The 15351-nt window shown below is 52.6% G+C and carries 18 protein-coding genes; 12 read left to right on the top strand and 6 right to left on the bottom strand.

All coding sequences use genetic code 11. The features are described from left to right. Nucleotides 1-4: 4 nt before the first annotated feature. From M891_RS0110195 to M891_RS0110180, 4 genes are all read right to left on the bottom strand, one after another. Nucleotides 5-376, bottom strand: a complete 372-nt coding sequence (locus tag M891_RS0110195; RefSeq protein WP_028538753.1) for a LapA family protein — start codon at nt 374-376, stop codon at nt 5-7. 85 nt (nt 377-461) lie between these two features. Next, complete coding sequence (pepF, locus tag M891_RS0110190; RefSeq protein WP_028538752.1) at nt 462-2252, bottom strand: oligoendopeptidase F; 1791 nt, start codon at nt 2250-2252, stop codon at nt 462-464. Nucleotides 2253-2494: 242 nt separating this feature from the next. After that, complete coding sequence (locus tag M891_RS25320) at nt 2495-2668, bottom strand: hypothetical protein (protein WP_016312761.1); 174 nt, start codon at nt 2666-2668, stop codon at nt 2495-2497. A 37-nt stretch (nt 2669-2705) separates the two neighbouring features. After that, nucleotides 2706-2939: a hypothetical protein gene (locus M891_RS0110180; protein ID WP_009222767.1), complete on the bottom strand. Its 234-nt coding sequence runs from the start codon at nt 2937-2939 to the stop codon at nt 2706-2708. Nucleotides 2940-3178: 239 nt separating this feature from the next. Here M891_RS0110180 and M891_RS0110175 point away from each other — a divergent pair, with 239 nt between their 5' ends. The 4 genes from M891_RS0110175 to M891_RS0110160 all read left to right on the top strand — a co-directional run bounded on the left by M891_RS0110175 (nt 3179) and on the right by M891_RS0110160 (nt 5912). Then, complete coding sequence (locus M891_RS0110175; protein ID WP_009222768.1) at nt 3179-3376, top strand: cold shock domain-containing protein; 198 nt, start codon at nt 3179-3181, stop codon at nt 3374-3376. Nucleotides 3377-3566: 190 nt separating this feature from the next. Then, nucleotides 3567-4514 (top strand): helix-turn-helix transcriptional regulator, encoded by a 948-nt coding sequence (locus M891_RS0110170; protein WP_028538751.1) that lies wholly within the window; start codon nt 3567-3569, stop codon nt 4512-4514. A gap of 63 nt (nt 4515-4577) precedes the next feature. Continuing rightward, on the top strand, nt 4578-5024 hold the full coding sequence (locus M891_RS0110165) for a VOC family protein (protein WP_028538750.1): 447 nt from the start codon (nt 4578-4580) through the stop codon (nt 5022-5024). Further along, a complete protein-coding gene (locus M891_RS0110160) occupies nt 5025-5912 on the top strand; it encodes a prenyltransferase/squalene oxidase repeat-containing protein (protein ID WP_028538749.1) in 888 nt (295 codons plus the stop codon). Between the two features lie 58 nt (nt 5913-5970). Here M891_RS0110160 and M891_RS0110155 read toward each other — a convergent pair whose 3' ends face one another. Both M891_RS0110155 and M891_RS23690 read right to left on the bottom strand, forming a co-directional pair. Beyond that, nucleotides 5971-6618 (bottom strand): nitroreductase family protein, encoded by a 648-nt coding sequence (locus tag M891_RS0110155; RefSeq protein WP_028538748.1) that lies wholly within the window; start codon nt 6616-6618, stop codon nt 5971-5973. 133 nt (nt 6619-6751) lie between these two features. Further along, a complete protein-coding gene (locus M891_RS23690; RefSeq protein WP_051416906.1) occupies nt 6752-7945 on the bottom strand; it encodes an MFS transporter in 1194 nt (397 codons plus the stop codon). Between the two features lie 148 nt (nt 7946-8093). Between M891_RS23690 and M891_RS0110145 the strand changes: the two genes are divergently transcribed. From M891_RS0110145 to M891_RS0110110, 8 genes are all read left to right on the top strand, one after another. Beyond that, complete coding sequence (locus M891_RS0110145) at nt 8094-8411, top strand: hypothetical protein (protein WP_016312754.1); 318 nt, start codon at nt 8094-8096, stop codon at nt 8409-8411. A 90-nt stretch (nt 8412-8501) separates the two neighbouring features. Beyond that, nucleotides 8502-9581 (top strand): tetraprenyl-beta-curcumene synthase family protein, encoded by a 1080-nt coding sequence (locus M891_RS0110140; protein ID WP_028538747.1) that lies wholly within the window; start codon nt 8502-8504, stop codon nt 9579-9581. 50 nt (nt 9582-9631) lie between these two features. Further along, a complete protein-coding gene (gene pfkA / locus M891_RS0110135) occupies nt 9632-10603 on the top strand; it encodes a 6-phosphofructokinase (RefSeq protein ID WP_028538746.1) in 972 nt (323 codons plus the stop codon). 243 nt (nt 10604-10846) lie between these two features. Then, nucleotides 10847-11656: an ABC transporter ATP-binding protein gene (locus M891_RS0110130; RefSeq protein ID WP_028538745.1), complete on the top strand. Its 810-nt coding sequence runs from the start codon at nt 10847-10849 to the stop codon at nt 11654-11656. Nucleotides 11657-11678: 22 nt separating this feature from the next. Continuing rightward, complete coding sequence (locus M891_RS0110125) at nt 11679-12503, top strand: ABC transporter permease (RefSeq protein WP_051416905.1); 825 nt, start codon at nt 11679-11681, stop codon at nt 12501-12503. Between the two features lie 93 nt (nt 12504-12596). Further along, nucleotides 12597-13943, top strand: a complete 1347-nt coding sequence (locus tag M891_RS0110120) for an LLM class flavin-dependent oxidoreductase (RefSeq protein ID WP_016312749.1) — start codon at nt 12597-12599, stop codon at nt 13941-13943. A gap of 32 nt (nt 13944-13975) precedes the next feature. Beyond that, on the top strand, nt 13976-14995 hold the full coding sequence (locus tag M891_RS0110115; protein ID WP_028538743.1) for an ABC transporter substrate-binding protein: 1020 nt from the start codon (nt 13976-13978) through the stop codon (nt 14993-14995). A 134-nt stretch (nt 14996-15129) separates the two neighbouring features. Beyond that, nucleotides 15130-15342 (top strand): DUF3906 family protein, encoded by a 213-nt coding sequence (locus tag M891_RS0110110; protein WP_028538742.1) that lies wholly within the window; start codon nt 15130-15132, stop codon nt 15340-15342. Nucleotides 15343-15351 lie beyond the last annotated feature (9 nt).

The raw sequence follows: 15351 nt of genomic DNA, 5'->3' as shown, positions 1-15351 counted from the left end.
CGCATTAAGACTGGATGGGGGAGTCCTCCTCCGCCGATTCAGCTTCCGTTTCAGCTTCATGGCTGGCAGCTTTCTTCTTTTTACCGCGCTCTGGCTTCTCCGGTTCCGGGAAAACATAGCCGGTAGCTTCCTGGATATGTACAAGCTTCGCATGCAGGCCCTTAACTTCGCGTTGCAGTCGATAACCGCGGTAAATGCCAAACGCCCCGACGATGATACCGCCAAGCAACGTACTGCCGAGGATCAGCAAAATTAACGGAAGGCTGACGGAGCCAAACAGCAAATTGACCTGCACCGGATCGACGTTGATCACTGCAAAGACGGCGGTAATCAAGGCAAAGACCAAAGCCAGAATTAGGGACCATTGGATTTTCATGAGGGTACACCTCCTTCTAGGACAGTATAAAATCCCTTGTCCGCTTGGGGCAAGGGATTTTGTAGTCGATAGGGGCCAGGACAGGTTAACTCGTCAACTGTTCCATTTGCTCGATCACGTTCTCGAACACGCTCATCGCTTCGCGGATCGGCTGCGGCGAAGACATGTCGACCCCGGCTTTTTTCAGAATGTTAATCGAATAGTCGCTGCCGCCGCTCTTCAGGAAGCCGAGATAACGGTCAACCGCCGGTTTGCCTTCTTCAAGAATTTGCTTGGAGAAGCTGGTCGCTGCAGAGAAGCCGGTAGCGTATTTATAAACGTAGAAGCTCGTATAGAAATGAGGGATCCGTGCCCATTCCATTTCGATATCCTGATCCACAACCATGTCTTTGCCATGGTATTTCACGTTCAAGTCGTAATAAATTTCCGACAGTTCCTGCGGTGTAAGCGATTCGCCGGCTTCTGCGCGCTCGTGGATGAGCTTCTCGAATTCGGCGAACATCGTTTGCCGGAACAACGTGGTCCGGAACTGGTCAGCGTAGTAAGTCAGCAGGTACAGCTTCTGTTTCGGATCCGTGGATTTCTTAAGCAGATAATCCATCAGCAACGCTTCGTTGGTCGTCGAAGCGACCTCAGCCAGGAAAATGGTGTATTGGGCATCACGGTATTTCAGGGCTTCATCCGAAAAATACGAATGCAACGCGTGCCCCATCTCATGCGCCAAAGTGAACATGCTGTTCAGATTGTCCTTATGGTTGAGCAGCACGTAAGGATGGGTTCCGTAAGCGCCCCAGCTGTAAGCGCCGGTGCGTTTGCCTTCGTTCTCGTACACATCGATCCAGCGGTTTTCGAAGCCTTCGCGAAGCACCTTCAGGTACTCCTCGCCCAGCGGCTGGAGTCCTTCCGCGACCATTTTCTTCGCTTCTTCATAAGGGATTTCCCACTTGTATTCCTCAACGAGCGGAGCGAACAAGTCATACATATGCAGTTCGTCAACGCCCAGCAGCTTCTTGCGCAGCTTCATGTAACGTTGCAGGAGCGGCAAGCTTTCATGCACGGCGTCGATCAGGTTCGTATACACTTCCTTCGGAATGTTGTCCCCATAGAGAGACATTTCCAGCACGGAAGGATATTTGCGAACCCGCGAGTAGAACATGTTCTTGTTCACGTTCGCGCTCAGCGTAGCGGCGATGGTATTTTTCTGCTTCCGATAAGTTTCGTAAACTGCTTTAAATGCCCGCTCGCGAACTTCGCGGTTAGGATTCTCCAGGAACTGAATGTAGCTGCCGTGGGTTAAATCCACTTCGTTTCCGTTTTCGTCTTTGATTTTCGGGAATTTCATATCGGCATTGTTGATCATGCCAAAAATTTGCTGCGGCGCCTGCGACAAATTGCCCACTTGGGCAAGCAACGCTTCTTCCGTTTTGCTGAGAACATGCGCCTTTTCGCGTTTGATTTCCTGCAAGGTGAACTTGTAATCCCCCAGCGCAGGATCGTCAATCAGCTTGTCGAGCTCCTGCTCCGGCAGGGCTAAAATTTCCGGCGTAATAAATGACAAGGCCTCGCTGACTTCGACGCTTAACTTTTTCGCTTTTTGCACTAGGGCCTGATATGTAGGGTTGGTGGTGTCCTCATCATGATGAAGATGGGCGTATACGTAGAGCCGCTCAATTTGCAGTGAAAGCTCATCTTCCAGTTCAAACACGGCTTTGATATGTTGTGCATCCGTCAGTTTGCCTTCGAATTCGGAGGCTTTGTCTTTCAACGCCTTAAGGTCGTTATACGATTTGTCCCAAGCAGCTTGATCCGGGAACAAATCCTGGAGCTGCCATGTGTGCTCTTTGGGCACTTCAGAACGTTTCATTACAGTGCTCATCGGAATCCTCCTTTGGTCTGGGTAAAATAAGGTCGGCTGGCCCATCGCAGCACTGCCCGGGAATGCGGCAGCGAGCAGGGAGCCGGTGAGCAACAGGGGAATCGCACGCGAAATGCGCTTCGATCGCATACCAAGAAAACCTCCCTTAAGAATGTCGGGAGCCCAACGTGATCCAAGCCCTAGGGTCGGTTCGCTTTGGGCATTTTCTTAGTATGACCGCCTGCTGCAGGAAATATAGGGGATCAAACAAGGAAGCTGTAAATCATCAGCCCAAACGCCAGTGCAATCAGCACGACGGAGGCTAGGGCAAGACCACGCCTAAGACGCGGCTCCAGCCGATCCTTGTTCAGGATGACCACGATGCCCAGCGCAAAAGCGCAAATAATGAAGATCAAGAGATTGGAAGTGTCCATCATAATCCATGCTCCGTTTCGTACGAGATTGAATGGCGGGCTACACCTGTTTAAACGCGTTCATAATTTCATTCCATTCCGCCTCGTTGCCGGCATATTCCTCTTTCGGGAACCGGCGTTTCACCCAATCCATCATGGCTGGGCGACTGAGGAAGGTATGCGATTCCTCGCCCCATTGGTCGGAAATTTCACGGAGAACGATGTATCTGCCCTGAACTTCTACCGTCATCATATTCCATTTGTCTTTTTTGTATATTTCGTGTTTTTTGATCATCTCTGACGTTCTCCAATCTTTGGCTTTGCTCCGCAGGTATGAAACCCGCAGTATAGTGGGAATATTTTATGTAAAATGATAACTCACGCCCCCGAGGAAAGCAAATGAAACCATACGATTCTGGCGGCGTTTTTCGTGCGAAAAGTTGTGGGCAAACAGACACGTTGCATTGTCGGTGGGCATAGAGTATAATATGGGTATTCGTCAATGATGGCGATTATTTTTAGGAGGTTGTTCATTTGAAAGGTACAGTTAAATGGTTTAACGCAGAAAAAGGCTATGGCTTCATCCAAGTTGAAGGTGGCGAAGACGTATTCGTACACTTCTCCGCTATTCAAGGTGAAGGTTTCAAAACTCTAGAAGAAGGCCAAGCCGTTGAGTTCGAAATCACTGACGGCAACCGTGGTCCTCAAGCTGCTAACGTAATCAAATTATAAGATCAATTCCGTTTAACGGATCACTTATAAAGTTTGGTACTAAGCGCGATAATGAAAGACACAGCTCTTTATAGGGCTGTGTTTTTTTGTATACATAGCTAGAATGAAAATAAACGGGTTGAATTGGTGACAATCAGTTGTCACCATTCGTTTGCTATAGTGATGTTAACGGGAGGGGAACCCAAGCGCGATGAACCGAATGGACCGGATGATGGCAATTGTGATGGCCTTGCAGCAGCGCCCGGAGACCGCGCAATCCTTAGCGGACAAGCTGGAGGTGTCTAAGCGGACGGTGCTTCGCGATATGCAGGCCTTGGCGGAAATCGGCATTCCTTTGGTTGCGCTTCCAGGGCCGGGCGGCGGTTATCGCCTGATGGACGGCTTTCGGCTGCCGCCGCTGCAGCTGGACGCCGGGGAGGCGCTGACCGTCCTGCTGGCTTTGGACGGCATCGGCAAATACGCCGACAGCCCTTTTCGCGAGGCGAAACGGACCGTCGCCGACAAGATCCGCTCCGCTTTGCCCGAGCAGATGCTGGGGCAAATTGCTCCATTGCTCCGGCACGTGGAGATGGAGGTGCCGGAGCGCGGCATCCAGGCGCCGTTCCTCAGCGCCTTGATGGCGTATGCCGCCGGCGGAAAGTGGATCCGAGCGGAGTACCGCTCGCTGAATTATCGCCGGCAGCTGACGTTGAAGCCGCTGCGCGTGTACGCCGCGCACGGCTTCTGGTACTGCGAAGCCGAGTCGCTGGAGCACGGGGAGAAGCGAACGTTCCGCGTCGATCGCTTCGTTGAGGCGGCTGAGATCCCTCCCCCACCGGGCGCAGGTGGCGGCAGGGGAGAGGCCGCCAAAGGGGCGACCCCCCGGTCGTCAACCGGGAGAGAGGATTTCCGGCTGCGCGTGAAGCTGACGTATCGCGGTTCGCTGCTGGCGGAGCAGGATCCGCATTTTGGTCAGGAGGTGCAGCAGGTGGGGGAGGCCGAGTGGCGGCTCGAATGTACCCTGCCGGGTTCGGAATGGGATTGGGCGGTTTCCTATTTCTTTGGTTTTGGCCGGGATGCGGAAGTCCTTGAGCCCCAGGCGATGCGCGAGGAGCTGCATCAGCGCGCAGCGGAGCTGGCTGAGCGGTACCGGATTTAAGCCGATCTCGCCGGCTTGAACGTGTAGACGTGTTGATTACGACAAAAAAAGGAGGATGAATGCATGAAACCGAGATTGTCAGTATTAACGATAGGTGTGGAGGATTTGGATAGAGCGGTGCATTTTTATCGGGATGGTCTTGGCTGGGCGACGGAGGGGATCGTAGGCCAAGAGTTCGAGCACGGAGCGGTTGCCTTTTTCGATTTGCAGGCGGGACTGAAGCTGGCGTTGTGGAAGCGGGCGGATATCGCCCATGACACTGGTCTAACGCTTCATGCTCCAAGTCCAACGGAAGTTACGCTGGGCCACAATGTGGCGAGCCAAGCAGAAGTGGATGAGGTGTTGGAGCAAGCGAAAGCCGCAGGAGCGAAGATCGTGGTTCCACCTCACGACACGTTCTGGGGAGGATATTCCGGATATTTTCAAGATCCCGACGGGCATTTGTGGGAGGTTGTTTTTAATCCCGATTGGGTATTCGAATCCGAAGTGATGAAGGAGACGAGGATGTAGATGAAAGAACGGAATGTGCTGGAACGCGCAGGTTCGTTTATTTATTCGCATGCCCGGCTGCTCGATCGCAAGCGGTTTGCTTACCACTTTGAAGGAGGTAGCGCGGAGGAGGTGCTTCGTGCACTTCGCCCGTACCAGAACGCAGATGGCGGCTTTGGCCATGCGCTGGAGCCGGATATGCGCGGTCCGCATAGTCAGCCGGTGGCCACGGAAACGGCGTTGTTGGTGATTCGCGAGGTGAGCGGATTTGGGGCGGAGTTGATGGACGGTGTGCTTCGTTACTTGCGCATTATGACACTGTCGGGCGGCGGCTTGCCGCGGGCAACTACGGAAGTGAACCGATATCCGCATGCACCGTGGTGGACGACCGAGCAGGACGGGGTTCCCTCGATCAACCCGACGGGAAGCATCATCGGCATGTTGCTGGGGCAACAGGAACGCACTGACTTTTTTCATGAAGATTGGTTCCAAAAAAATATCGCCTTTCTCTGGGAATGTATAGAGCAAGGCCTTCCCGGGGATTATCATGACGCTGTCCAGTGGATTTCCTTCCTGCAACACGTACCGGATCAGGAGCGGGCGGTGAAGGCGCTATCCAGGTTGGATGCCTGGCTGACCGGACCAAACGGGATTGAGCGGGATCCGCTGGCGGAGGGGTACGTCCATAAAGTGCTGGACTACGCACCAACGCCGGAGAGTTACGCGGCGAAGCTCATCTCGGAGGAAGACACCATGAAGCACCTCGATTGGTTGATCAGCACCCAGCAGGAGGATGGTGGATGGGCGCTGACGTTCCCGGCGGTCAGCCCGGCGGGCGAGCAGGAATGGCGCGGTTGGCTTACTGTCGAGATTTTGAAAACGTTGAAGGCTTACGGCCGGTTGTCCTAAGCCAGATCAGAAAGAGGCTCTTTCCAACAGGTTGCTGGAAAGAGCCTCTTCATGTTCTTTACTCTACGATCCGCAAAATCTCGGATACGTCCTTCCGCGGCACCGGCTTGGGTGAGATCGCCGGATGACCCAGCGCGATGACCATATTCACTCCGCGATCGGCAGGAATGTTGAGGAATTCGCGCAATTTATCTTCGGCGAGCAGTACTGGTCCGGTCATCGGACAAGTGGCCAGGCCTTTGGCATGTGCGGCCAGCATCAGGTTTTGTGCGGCCAGACAACTGCTCTTCAGTCCTTCTTCTTCCCAAATTTCAGGCGTGACGAAGGAGATCGGGTCAAAAATTCGTTCACGGAACTTCGATGTGTACGGCGTAGACAGAACTACGATTAACGCTGGAGCGCCGGAAAAAGCGGTAGCATAAGGACCAAACGATTTTACAAGCAGCTTGGCTTCCCGATCCTTCCCCTGTTCGGTGGCACGTGCTGCGATTTCATGCAGGCTGGCCCAGGTAAAATCCTCAATCTGCTTGATTTTATCTGCGTTCATCACGACGATGAATTCCCAGGTTTGCGAATTCGTGTCGCTGGGCGCATAGCGAGCGCAGTCGATAAGATCCTCGATATCGGAAATGCTGACAGGCTCTTGCGTAAATTCCCGGATACTGCGGCGGGTTTGAAGGATATCCCGAAACAAAGCGAAATCCATGCGTTTTCACCTGCTTTATCAAATTTAACACCAGGTACTATCATCTGATAATAACTATTATATAGGAAGACTTGTCCTTTGAACAGAGACAAACAAGAGGCGAAGCGCCGTGATGGCACTTCGCCTTGATTTTTTAGGCTTTATGCTCGAATTTTGAGGGAGTGCTCTCTCCCGGTCCCTTCTGAAAATAACGGCTGGCAAACCCAATGCAGGCGACCAGTGCCGCGCCCATCGCCGTCAGATAGAACGGTTGGCGCCCGAGCTGTTCAAACATCACGCCGCCGAAGGTTCCGCTGAGCAGTCCGGCGAGGCTTGACCAGACGATGGTGTACAAGGCCATGCCCGTGGCCCGGAATTCGTCGGGGATCAGCCGGGTGAGCATGCGGATGGCTGTGACATAGAAAATACCAAACGTCACGCCGTGCATCGCCTGGATCGCCAGGATACCGTAAGGCGACCCGGTCAACCCCATCAGCAGGAACCGGACGGCGAACATCAGGCTGGCGATCAGCAGGAGCGGCAGTTCTTTATATTTTTCCCCATGGAAGCTGAGGTAGATAAATATGGGGATTTCCGACAGCGATGAGGCGAGCATTGCCCAACCGATGAGATTCTCGCCCGCTCCCAGCTCCTTCAGGCTGATCGAAATAAACGCTTCGTTCATTCGCATGCCAATCGCCAGGCAGAAGACGCAGCCAAAGAACCAGAGCAGCTCTTTCTGCCGCAAAATCCCCCAAATGCCTGATAGGTCCATCTTCGCCACAGTGGTTGGCTGGTCCTTGACGAACAGGATGAATCCTAGCGCAAGGCCGGCGATGGCAATCGACACCCACATCGTATTGGAGGAGCCGATTCGGGCAAGTACGTAGCCGATAAGCAAAGCAAAGAAAGCATATCCGAACGATCCAAACAGACGGATGGAGATGAAATGGATGCCATGCTGCTTGGCGGTTGTAATCGAGATCGTATCCGACAACGGAAAGACCGGATAGAAGAAAAAGTAAAACAACGTAATAACCGCCATGATGATCGAAAATGAGGTCGATGCCGATAAAAGAAAGGTCAGCGCAATTTGCCCGATCAATAGGATGAGCAGAACTTTCTTAATCGTTTGGTAACGGTCGCTGGCTAGACTCCACAGCAAATTAGAGACGACGGAGATCATCGGACCCAGCGCGTACAGCAAGCCGATTTGACTGGTCGAAAATCCCAACTGGGCGTAGAATAGCGGGAAGTAAGAGGAAACAAGGACACTTGTTCCGTATATGGTAAAGGTAAAGGCGCGCAGCCATGCGATATCTGTGCGGGCCGTCATTTTCCGATTCATGGGGTTTATGTACTCCGTTTCTGCAGTCACATCATTTTTTTGCTTTACGCTAGCAGTATACCAGAAATCCAGAGGTTCAGCGGCAATAAAATTTCCGTTTTGTTGACGAAAATCCTTTATACTAATCTTAAGAAGGAGGCGAGACGCCATGATCGAAGGATTTGTATACGATGAGCGGCTGGATATCCATGTGCCGATGCTGGAGCGCCCTTTTGACGAATATGAGCTGGATAAACGGCTGGCGATGATCGCCTATTGGGAGGAAGTCCGCGGTAGAATTCCTACGAAAGTGATGATGCTGGAGCAATCTATTGAGCACAAGCTGAACGAAATGAGCGAAGAGACCGACTTTGAGCGCAGCTGTCGTCTGAACGGGGAGATCGCCGAGCTGGCCAGCCAGATTAATGATTTGCTGATTTGGTACCGGACGGTCCAGGAAGAGCCCTCGGTCAAAAGACATATGTGATTTTGTTTATTTGTGCTAAAAGTTGGATCATATTATAATATAGATTGGTTTTCAGACAGGCCGTATTAACAACGCAGTGGAGGCAAGCCATTGATTGAACTTGAGCAAAGCCGAAACCAATTCCCGAAGGAGCCGATCCGGCTGATGAGTCGGGTTTATAAATTTATTTTGCCGGATGTCCATGAGGAGTTGGAGCGTTGGCGGAAGGATGCCGATGCGATTCCCGATCCTGAGCTAAGGCGACAAGCTTTGGCCAGCATCGCGACGAAGAAGTTCCATTGCCAGGGCGGTGCCGTATATGCGGCTGCCAATTTGCCGATGCGTCACGTCTTGATTCCGCTTATCGTTGCGTTTCAAACGATCAGTGATTATTTGGACAATTTATGTGACCGAAGCACCTCCAAGGATCCTGAGGATTTCCGGCTGTTGCACCAGAGCATGCTCGACGCGGTGAACCCGGAGGCACAACTGCGAAATTACTATGCCCTTCGCGAGGAGCAGAATGATGGCGGTTATTTGCACCGACTGGTGAAGACTTGTCAGACCCAAATTGCTGAATTGCAGGGTTACTCGGCAGCTATGCCGTACATCGTTGATCTTGTAGGACTTTATACCGATTTGCAGGTGTACAAGCACATCGACCCGCAGGAACGCGAGGCGAAGCTGCTCAGCTGGTGGGCTGAACATGAGCACCGTGCGCCGCATTTGCGATGGAATGAATTCGCGGCAGCGACAGGCTCCACCCTTGGGGTGTTTATGTTGTTCCTGGCGTCCAGTCACAAAGGGCTGGATGAACGAAGTGCCAAGACGATCCACGCGGCTTATTTTCCGCATGTCTGCGGGCTGCATATCCTGCTGGACTACTTGATTGACCAAGCGGAGGATGAGCTTGGCGGGGATTTGAACTTTTGCAGTTACTACGATAGCAAGGAAACGATGTTGAGCCGAATCACGTTGATCGTCGAGGGAGCGCGGCAGGATATCCGGAAGCTGCCGGCTTCCTCGTTTCATAAAATGATCATTGAAGGCCTGCTGGCCTTGTATTTATCGGATCCGAAGGTCAGCCAGCAGGACGAAATCCGCGAGGTATCCAAACGGTTGATGCGCCGGAGCCCGTTGATGCGGTTGTTCTTTTTCGCTAACAGCCTGTGGATTCGCAAGCATCTTTAAGATTTCGTGCATTTGTTAACTTACTTACAACTGAATTAGGAGGAATTATCATGTCAGCAGTTAAAAAAATCGCAGTGCTTACCAGCGGAGGAGACTCCCAGGGGATGAACGCAGCTGTACGCGCCGTTGTCCGCAGCGGGTTGTACTACGGTCTGGAAGTTTACGGGATTCAACGCGGCTATCAAGGTTTGCTGAATAATGACATTTTCCAAATGGACATTCGCAGTGTTGGCGATATCATTCAGCGCGGGGGTACGATTCTTCAATCCGCACGCTGCCTGGAGTTCAAGACGCCGGAAGGCCAACAGAAAGGCGCGGATATTTTGCGTGAGCACGGCATCGACGGCCTTGTGGTCATCGGCGGCGACGGCTCCTATCAAGGGGCAGAGAAGCTGAGCAAGCTGGGCATTAAGACAATGGGCTTGCCGGGGACGATCGACAATGACATCTCCTTTACGGATTACACCATCGGTTTTGATACCGCAGTTAGCATCGTTGTGGATGCGGTCAACAAGCTGCGGGACACGATGTCCTCTCACGAACGGGCTTCTGTTGTTGAAGTGATGGGCCGTCATTGCGGCGATATCGCGCTGCATGCTGGTTTGGCTGCAGGTGCAGAGACGATCCTTGTACCGGAAGTACCGTTTGACCTGAACGAAGTTGCAGACCGCATGAAGCAGAACTTTGAAAAAGGGAAACGCCACAGCATCGTGATCGTAGCCGAAGGCGTTGGCAGCGGCGAGGACGTAGTACAAGCGATCAAGCAACGTCAACCCTCTGTTGAACCACGTGCAACGGTGCTGGGTCACATTCAACGCGGCGGATCGCCTACCCCGTTTGACCGTAACTTGGCCAGCCGTCTCGGCGACTTTGCCGTTCGCAGCCTCATTGCGGGCGAATCGAACAAAGCCTGCGGCGTGATTGGCGGAGAAATGGTATTGACCGACATCGAGAAGGTCGTTAGCACGAAGAAGCCGTTTAACATGGAGCTGTACGAGCTGGCATCGCGGTTGTCGCAGTAATAATATTTAGAGCTAGGCCTTATTAACTAAGGGAGTCGGGTTTATGACCTGGCTCCTTTTTTTATAAATTCAAATCCATTGAGGGGTTGACAAAGAAATCCAAGATGTTAATATAATCACATCGAAATAGTTGGAATTTAAAATATCGCTGACCGGGTCACCGGAGGCTCAGCAGACAGAGACGCTTGCGTCTTGTCTACTGGGCCTTTTTTGTTCCAATGAAACAATGGGGAGGTAGATGGAATGTCAGAACATGCAAAAATCAAGTTCGAGAATGTGACGAAAACGTTCACCGTCCGTGACCCTAAAAAAAGCGGGGCAGCTCAACAATTTACGGCGGTCAAGGATCTGAACTTTACCGTCAGGGAAGGAGAATTTCTAACGCTGGTTGGGCCAAGCGGCTGCGGTAAATCAACGCTGCTGGATATGATCAGCGGCTTGTCCGCTCCGACCCGCGGGAGAATTCTGATGGATGGCGAGGAAATTATCGGTCCAGGTTTAGATCGCGGCATTGTGTTTCAGCAATACGCCTTATTTCCTTGGAAGACGGCCCGGGGCAATATTGAGTTTGGTCTGGAGGCCAAAGGGGTGCCCAAGCAGGAAAGGAAGGAACAAGCGGATCATTTTCTCTCCCTTGTCGGCCTGGCATCCTTCGGCGACCGATATCCGCATGAGCTGTCCGGCGGGATGAAGCAACGCGTCGCGATCGCTCGCAGCCTTGCGTTTAACCCGGATGTGCTGCTGATGGATGAACCGTTTGCGGCATTGGATGCCCAGACGCGGGAATCTTTGCAGGGGGAACTGTTAAGGATTTGGGGGCAAACGAAAAAGACGATTATTTTTATCACCCATGGGATTGATGAGGCTGTTTATCTGGGGGAACGGGTTGTCGTTCTCACACCAGGCCCAGGTACGGTTAGGCATATCGTCGATGTCCCGCTCAAGTCGAGACTCGACGATGCGGATGTTCGCTCCCATCCCGATTTCGTCAAGATCCGTCATGAAGTCTGGAATCTGCTTCACGAGCCGGTGTATCAAGGAGCTTATATCTAAACGAAAAAAGGAGTGGATACGAATGGAAACCGCAAAGTCCGTCCCAGCAAGCCTGCCGGCAAGGAATTTAAAAGTAGCTCTGGTTGCAGGTCTGCGCAAATTGGTACGGCAATCGATTGTTCTGATTGGCTTGTTTCTGCTATGGGAAGCCGCTCCCCGATTGGGGCTGGTCGATCCGGCATTTTTGCCGCCGTTCACTGAGGTAGTGAGGTCCCTGGTTCACTTGATCACTTCGGGTGAATTGCTCCAACACTTTTCGGCAAGTATTGTCCGATCACTGACCGGATTTCTGTTGGCCTTGATTGTGGCCATTCCGTTAGGACTCATCATTGGCTGGTACCCTACAGCGCGGGAGCTGCTAAATCCGATCCTTGAACTGTTCCGGAATACCGCAGCGCTGGCCTTGCTTCCGGTGTTTATGCTGCTGCTTGGTATTGGGGAGACCTCCAAAATTGCAATTGTCCTCTTTGCTTGCGCCTGGCCGATCCTTCTGAATACGATCGCGGCCGTTGGCAACGTCGACCCCTTGCTCATCAAGTCCGCCAAGTCGATGAAGTTATCCTCTTCCAAGCTGTTCTTGAAGGTGATTTTGCCGGCCTCCGTGCCAACGATTTTTACCGGAATCCGCATGGCTGGGACAGGGGCGATTCTCGTATTGATTGCCGCTGAGATGGTCGGGGCGAAGGAAGGGCTCGGGTATTTGATCACGTATTCGCAGTACAACTTCGAAATTCCGAAGATGTATGCGGGGATTCTTGCCATCTCCTTGCTGGGTCTGATCATTAACTACGGTTTAGTAAGTTTAGAACGCAAATTATCGAAATGGAATACGCAGACGAACGGCTAATTGACGAGATTAAGGTTGGGAATAACGTCAATCGACGTTTTTCTTATAGTCAAAATATGACTAAACAAATTGGAAAACTAGGAGTGGTGAACGATGTCAAACAAGCAAATGAAATTGGGAGCTTTCTTTAATTTGCCGGGGCATCACGTGGCGAGCTGGCGGCATCCGCGAACTGAGGCTCATCGTACGTTCGACCTCGAGTACTTGCAGGACTTGGCACGGTTAGCTGAACAAGGGAAGTTTGATATGATCTTCTTCGCCGACGTCCTTGGCCTGCGCCCTTCTGGTAACCAGGCAGCATCGGCCCTTAAGCTGGATCCGCTGATTATTCTCGCCGCGCTTGCGTCTGTCACTAAACATATCGGCCTCACCGCGACGCTGACGACAACCTATAATGAGCCTTATCAAGTGGCACGGAAATTCGCGGCGATCGATCACTTGTCGAAGGGGCGCGCGGCATGGAATGTCGTCACCTCTGCCAATGAGCGGGAATCGCTGCTGTTCGGCAAGCCCAAACATCTTGAGCATGCCCGCAGATATGAACGGGCGGATGAGTTTGTGGAAGTCGTGAAGAAGCTCTGGCTTTCCATCGAACGGGAGGCGATTGTCCTTGACAAGGAAGGCGGTCGAATCTTGGACGTCGAGAAACTTCATCCGTTGGATTTTGAAGGCGAGTGGTTTAAAGTTCAGGGGCTGCTGGACGCACCTTCCACGCCGCAGGGGCACCCAGTCATCGTACAAGCGGGTTCGTCGGAGGCAGGCAAAGAGCTGGCAGCCAAAACCGCAGAGGTCATCTTCACCGCATGGCAGACGCTGGAGGAAGCCCAAACGTTCTATCGGGATGTGAAGGGCCGACTGGCGAAGTATGGACGTAAGCCGGATGATCTAAAAATCATGCCGGGGGTGTTCATCACGGTGGCGAAGACGGAGGCAGAAGCGATTGCCAAGCGGAAGGAGCTGAACAGCTACATTTTGCCGGAAGTTGGCTTGGAGTATTTGTCTAACTTCATCGGGACCGATCTGACGGGCTATGATGTGGATGCCCCGCTGCCGGAATTTGCAGCGTCCGAGGACAAGACGAATCCGCAGATTCGCTCCAATCTGATCCGGGCGCTGGCCGAACGTGAAGGATTAACCACGATCCGCGAGGTGTATGAGCATATTGCCGGAGCACGGGGGCACCGGGAAATCGTAGGTACGCCGGGGCAGATCGCCGACCAACTGGAGGAATGGTTCCTGAATGAAGGGGCGGACGGCTTCAACATCATGCCGCCTACGTTCCCGGAAGGATTTCGCGATATCGTCGAGCTTGTCATTCCGGAGCTGCAGCGGCGGGGTTTGTTCCGTACGGAATATGAGAGCACCACATTACGAGGCAATTTAGGATTATCGGTTCCCGCTTATCCTTCACGCCAAGAAGCGCCATCCGCTTTGATCTAATTCCAAACGAACATAAAGGTCGGTGTGAGCAAATGCATAAATCAAGGAGACAATCCATAACACTGCTGGCAGTGGCGCTGGTTGCCGGGGCCTTGCTGGCGGGTTGCGCTGGAGGCAAAGCCGGGGCAAACGGGGGCGAAGATAAGGTGCTCCAATACAATTCATCCCCGGGTGCGGTGTCATTTCCGGAGCTGGCTGAGGATCTTGGGTTTCTGGGGGATGTGAAGCTGGAGTCTATCGGCAGCACAACAGGTGGTCCAGAGAGCATTCAATTAACGGCGACGAGGCAGACCGATTTTGGGTCGGCGTTTAACGGGGCGATCATTAAATCGGTGGCCCAGAACGTCAAGATCAAATCGGTGGTCGGTTCGTACGGCAGCGATAAAGATACGTACATCGGCGCTTATGTGCTGGAGGAAAGCCCGATCCGGACGGCTAAAGATTTTATCGGCAAAAAGGTTGGTGTTAACACGTTAGGCGCGCATTTGGAATTTATGACCAAGGATTACTTGCGATTCGGCGGATTAACCGATAAAGAAATCAGCCAAGTAACCCTGGTTACCGTGCCTTCGGGAAATGCGGAGCAAATTTTGCGCAGCGGTCAGATCGATGTTGTTCTCTTAAGCGGCGTAGCGAGAGACCGGGCTTTGGAAAAAGGCGGTCTCGTGGAATTATTCAAGGATATCGACGTTTATCAGACGGAGTTTACGGCAGGGGATTACTTTTTTACTGAGGAGTATATTAAGAACAACCCGAATACAGTAAGGCAATTCGTTGAAGGCGTCGCGAAAGCGATCGAGTGGGAGCGCACCACGCCGCGAGAAGAAGTGATCAAGCGAATGGAGAGCATCGTTGAGAAGAGAGACGGCAAAGACGCAACCCTGAATCTGAAATACTGGAGGAGCCCGGGGATTGCTACGGAAGGAGGGGTGATCACTCCGGATGAATACCAGCGCTGGATCGATTGGTTGGTTAACGAGGGCGAACTGAAGGAGGGACAGTTGAAACCGGAGGATCTGTATACCAACGAATTTAATCCCTATGCTAAGTAACCGTTAGAGATGACGGGGGCCGTTCCCTTGATGGGACGGCTTCTTTTGATGCCCGTTGATGGAACTCCACGATATGGGTAAGTCTGCTATCATGCTATAATAAGTTGAGCTTAAGGATCAGAGGGGGATCTTACATGTACCTGTATCGTTTGGAGGCCGAGACCTCCGCCGGTCCGTTTACGATTGTCATTGCCGCCGATGGGGAGGAAGAGGCGTTTGCCGCGGCGGAAGAGCATTTGCAGCGGCAAGTGCTGCCCGCTCCTACAATCACGGAGCTGACGATTGTGGAGAAGAAGCGGCTGGTGCCTGGGGCAGGGTACGTCGTGGCCATCAGCGAACCGCGCTAAGGACAGAAG

Origin of the sequence: Paenibacillus sp. J14 (genome assembly GCF_000518465.1) — a bacterium.
Taxonomy (GTDB): Bacteria; Bacillota; Bacilli; order Paenibacillales; family Paenibacillaceae; genus Fontibacillus; species Fontibacillus barengoltzii.
Note: the sequence above shows the minus strand (reverse complement) of the source record. Positions and strands in the feature narration are given on the sequence as shown.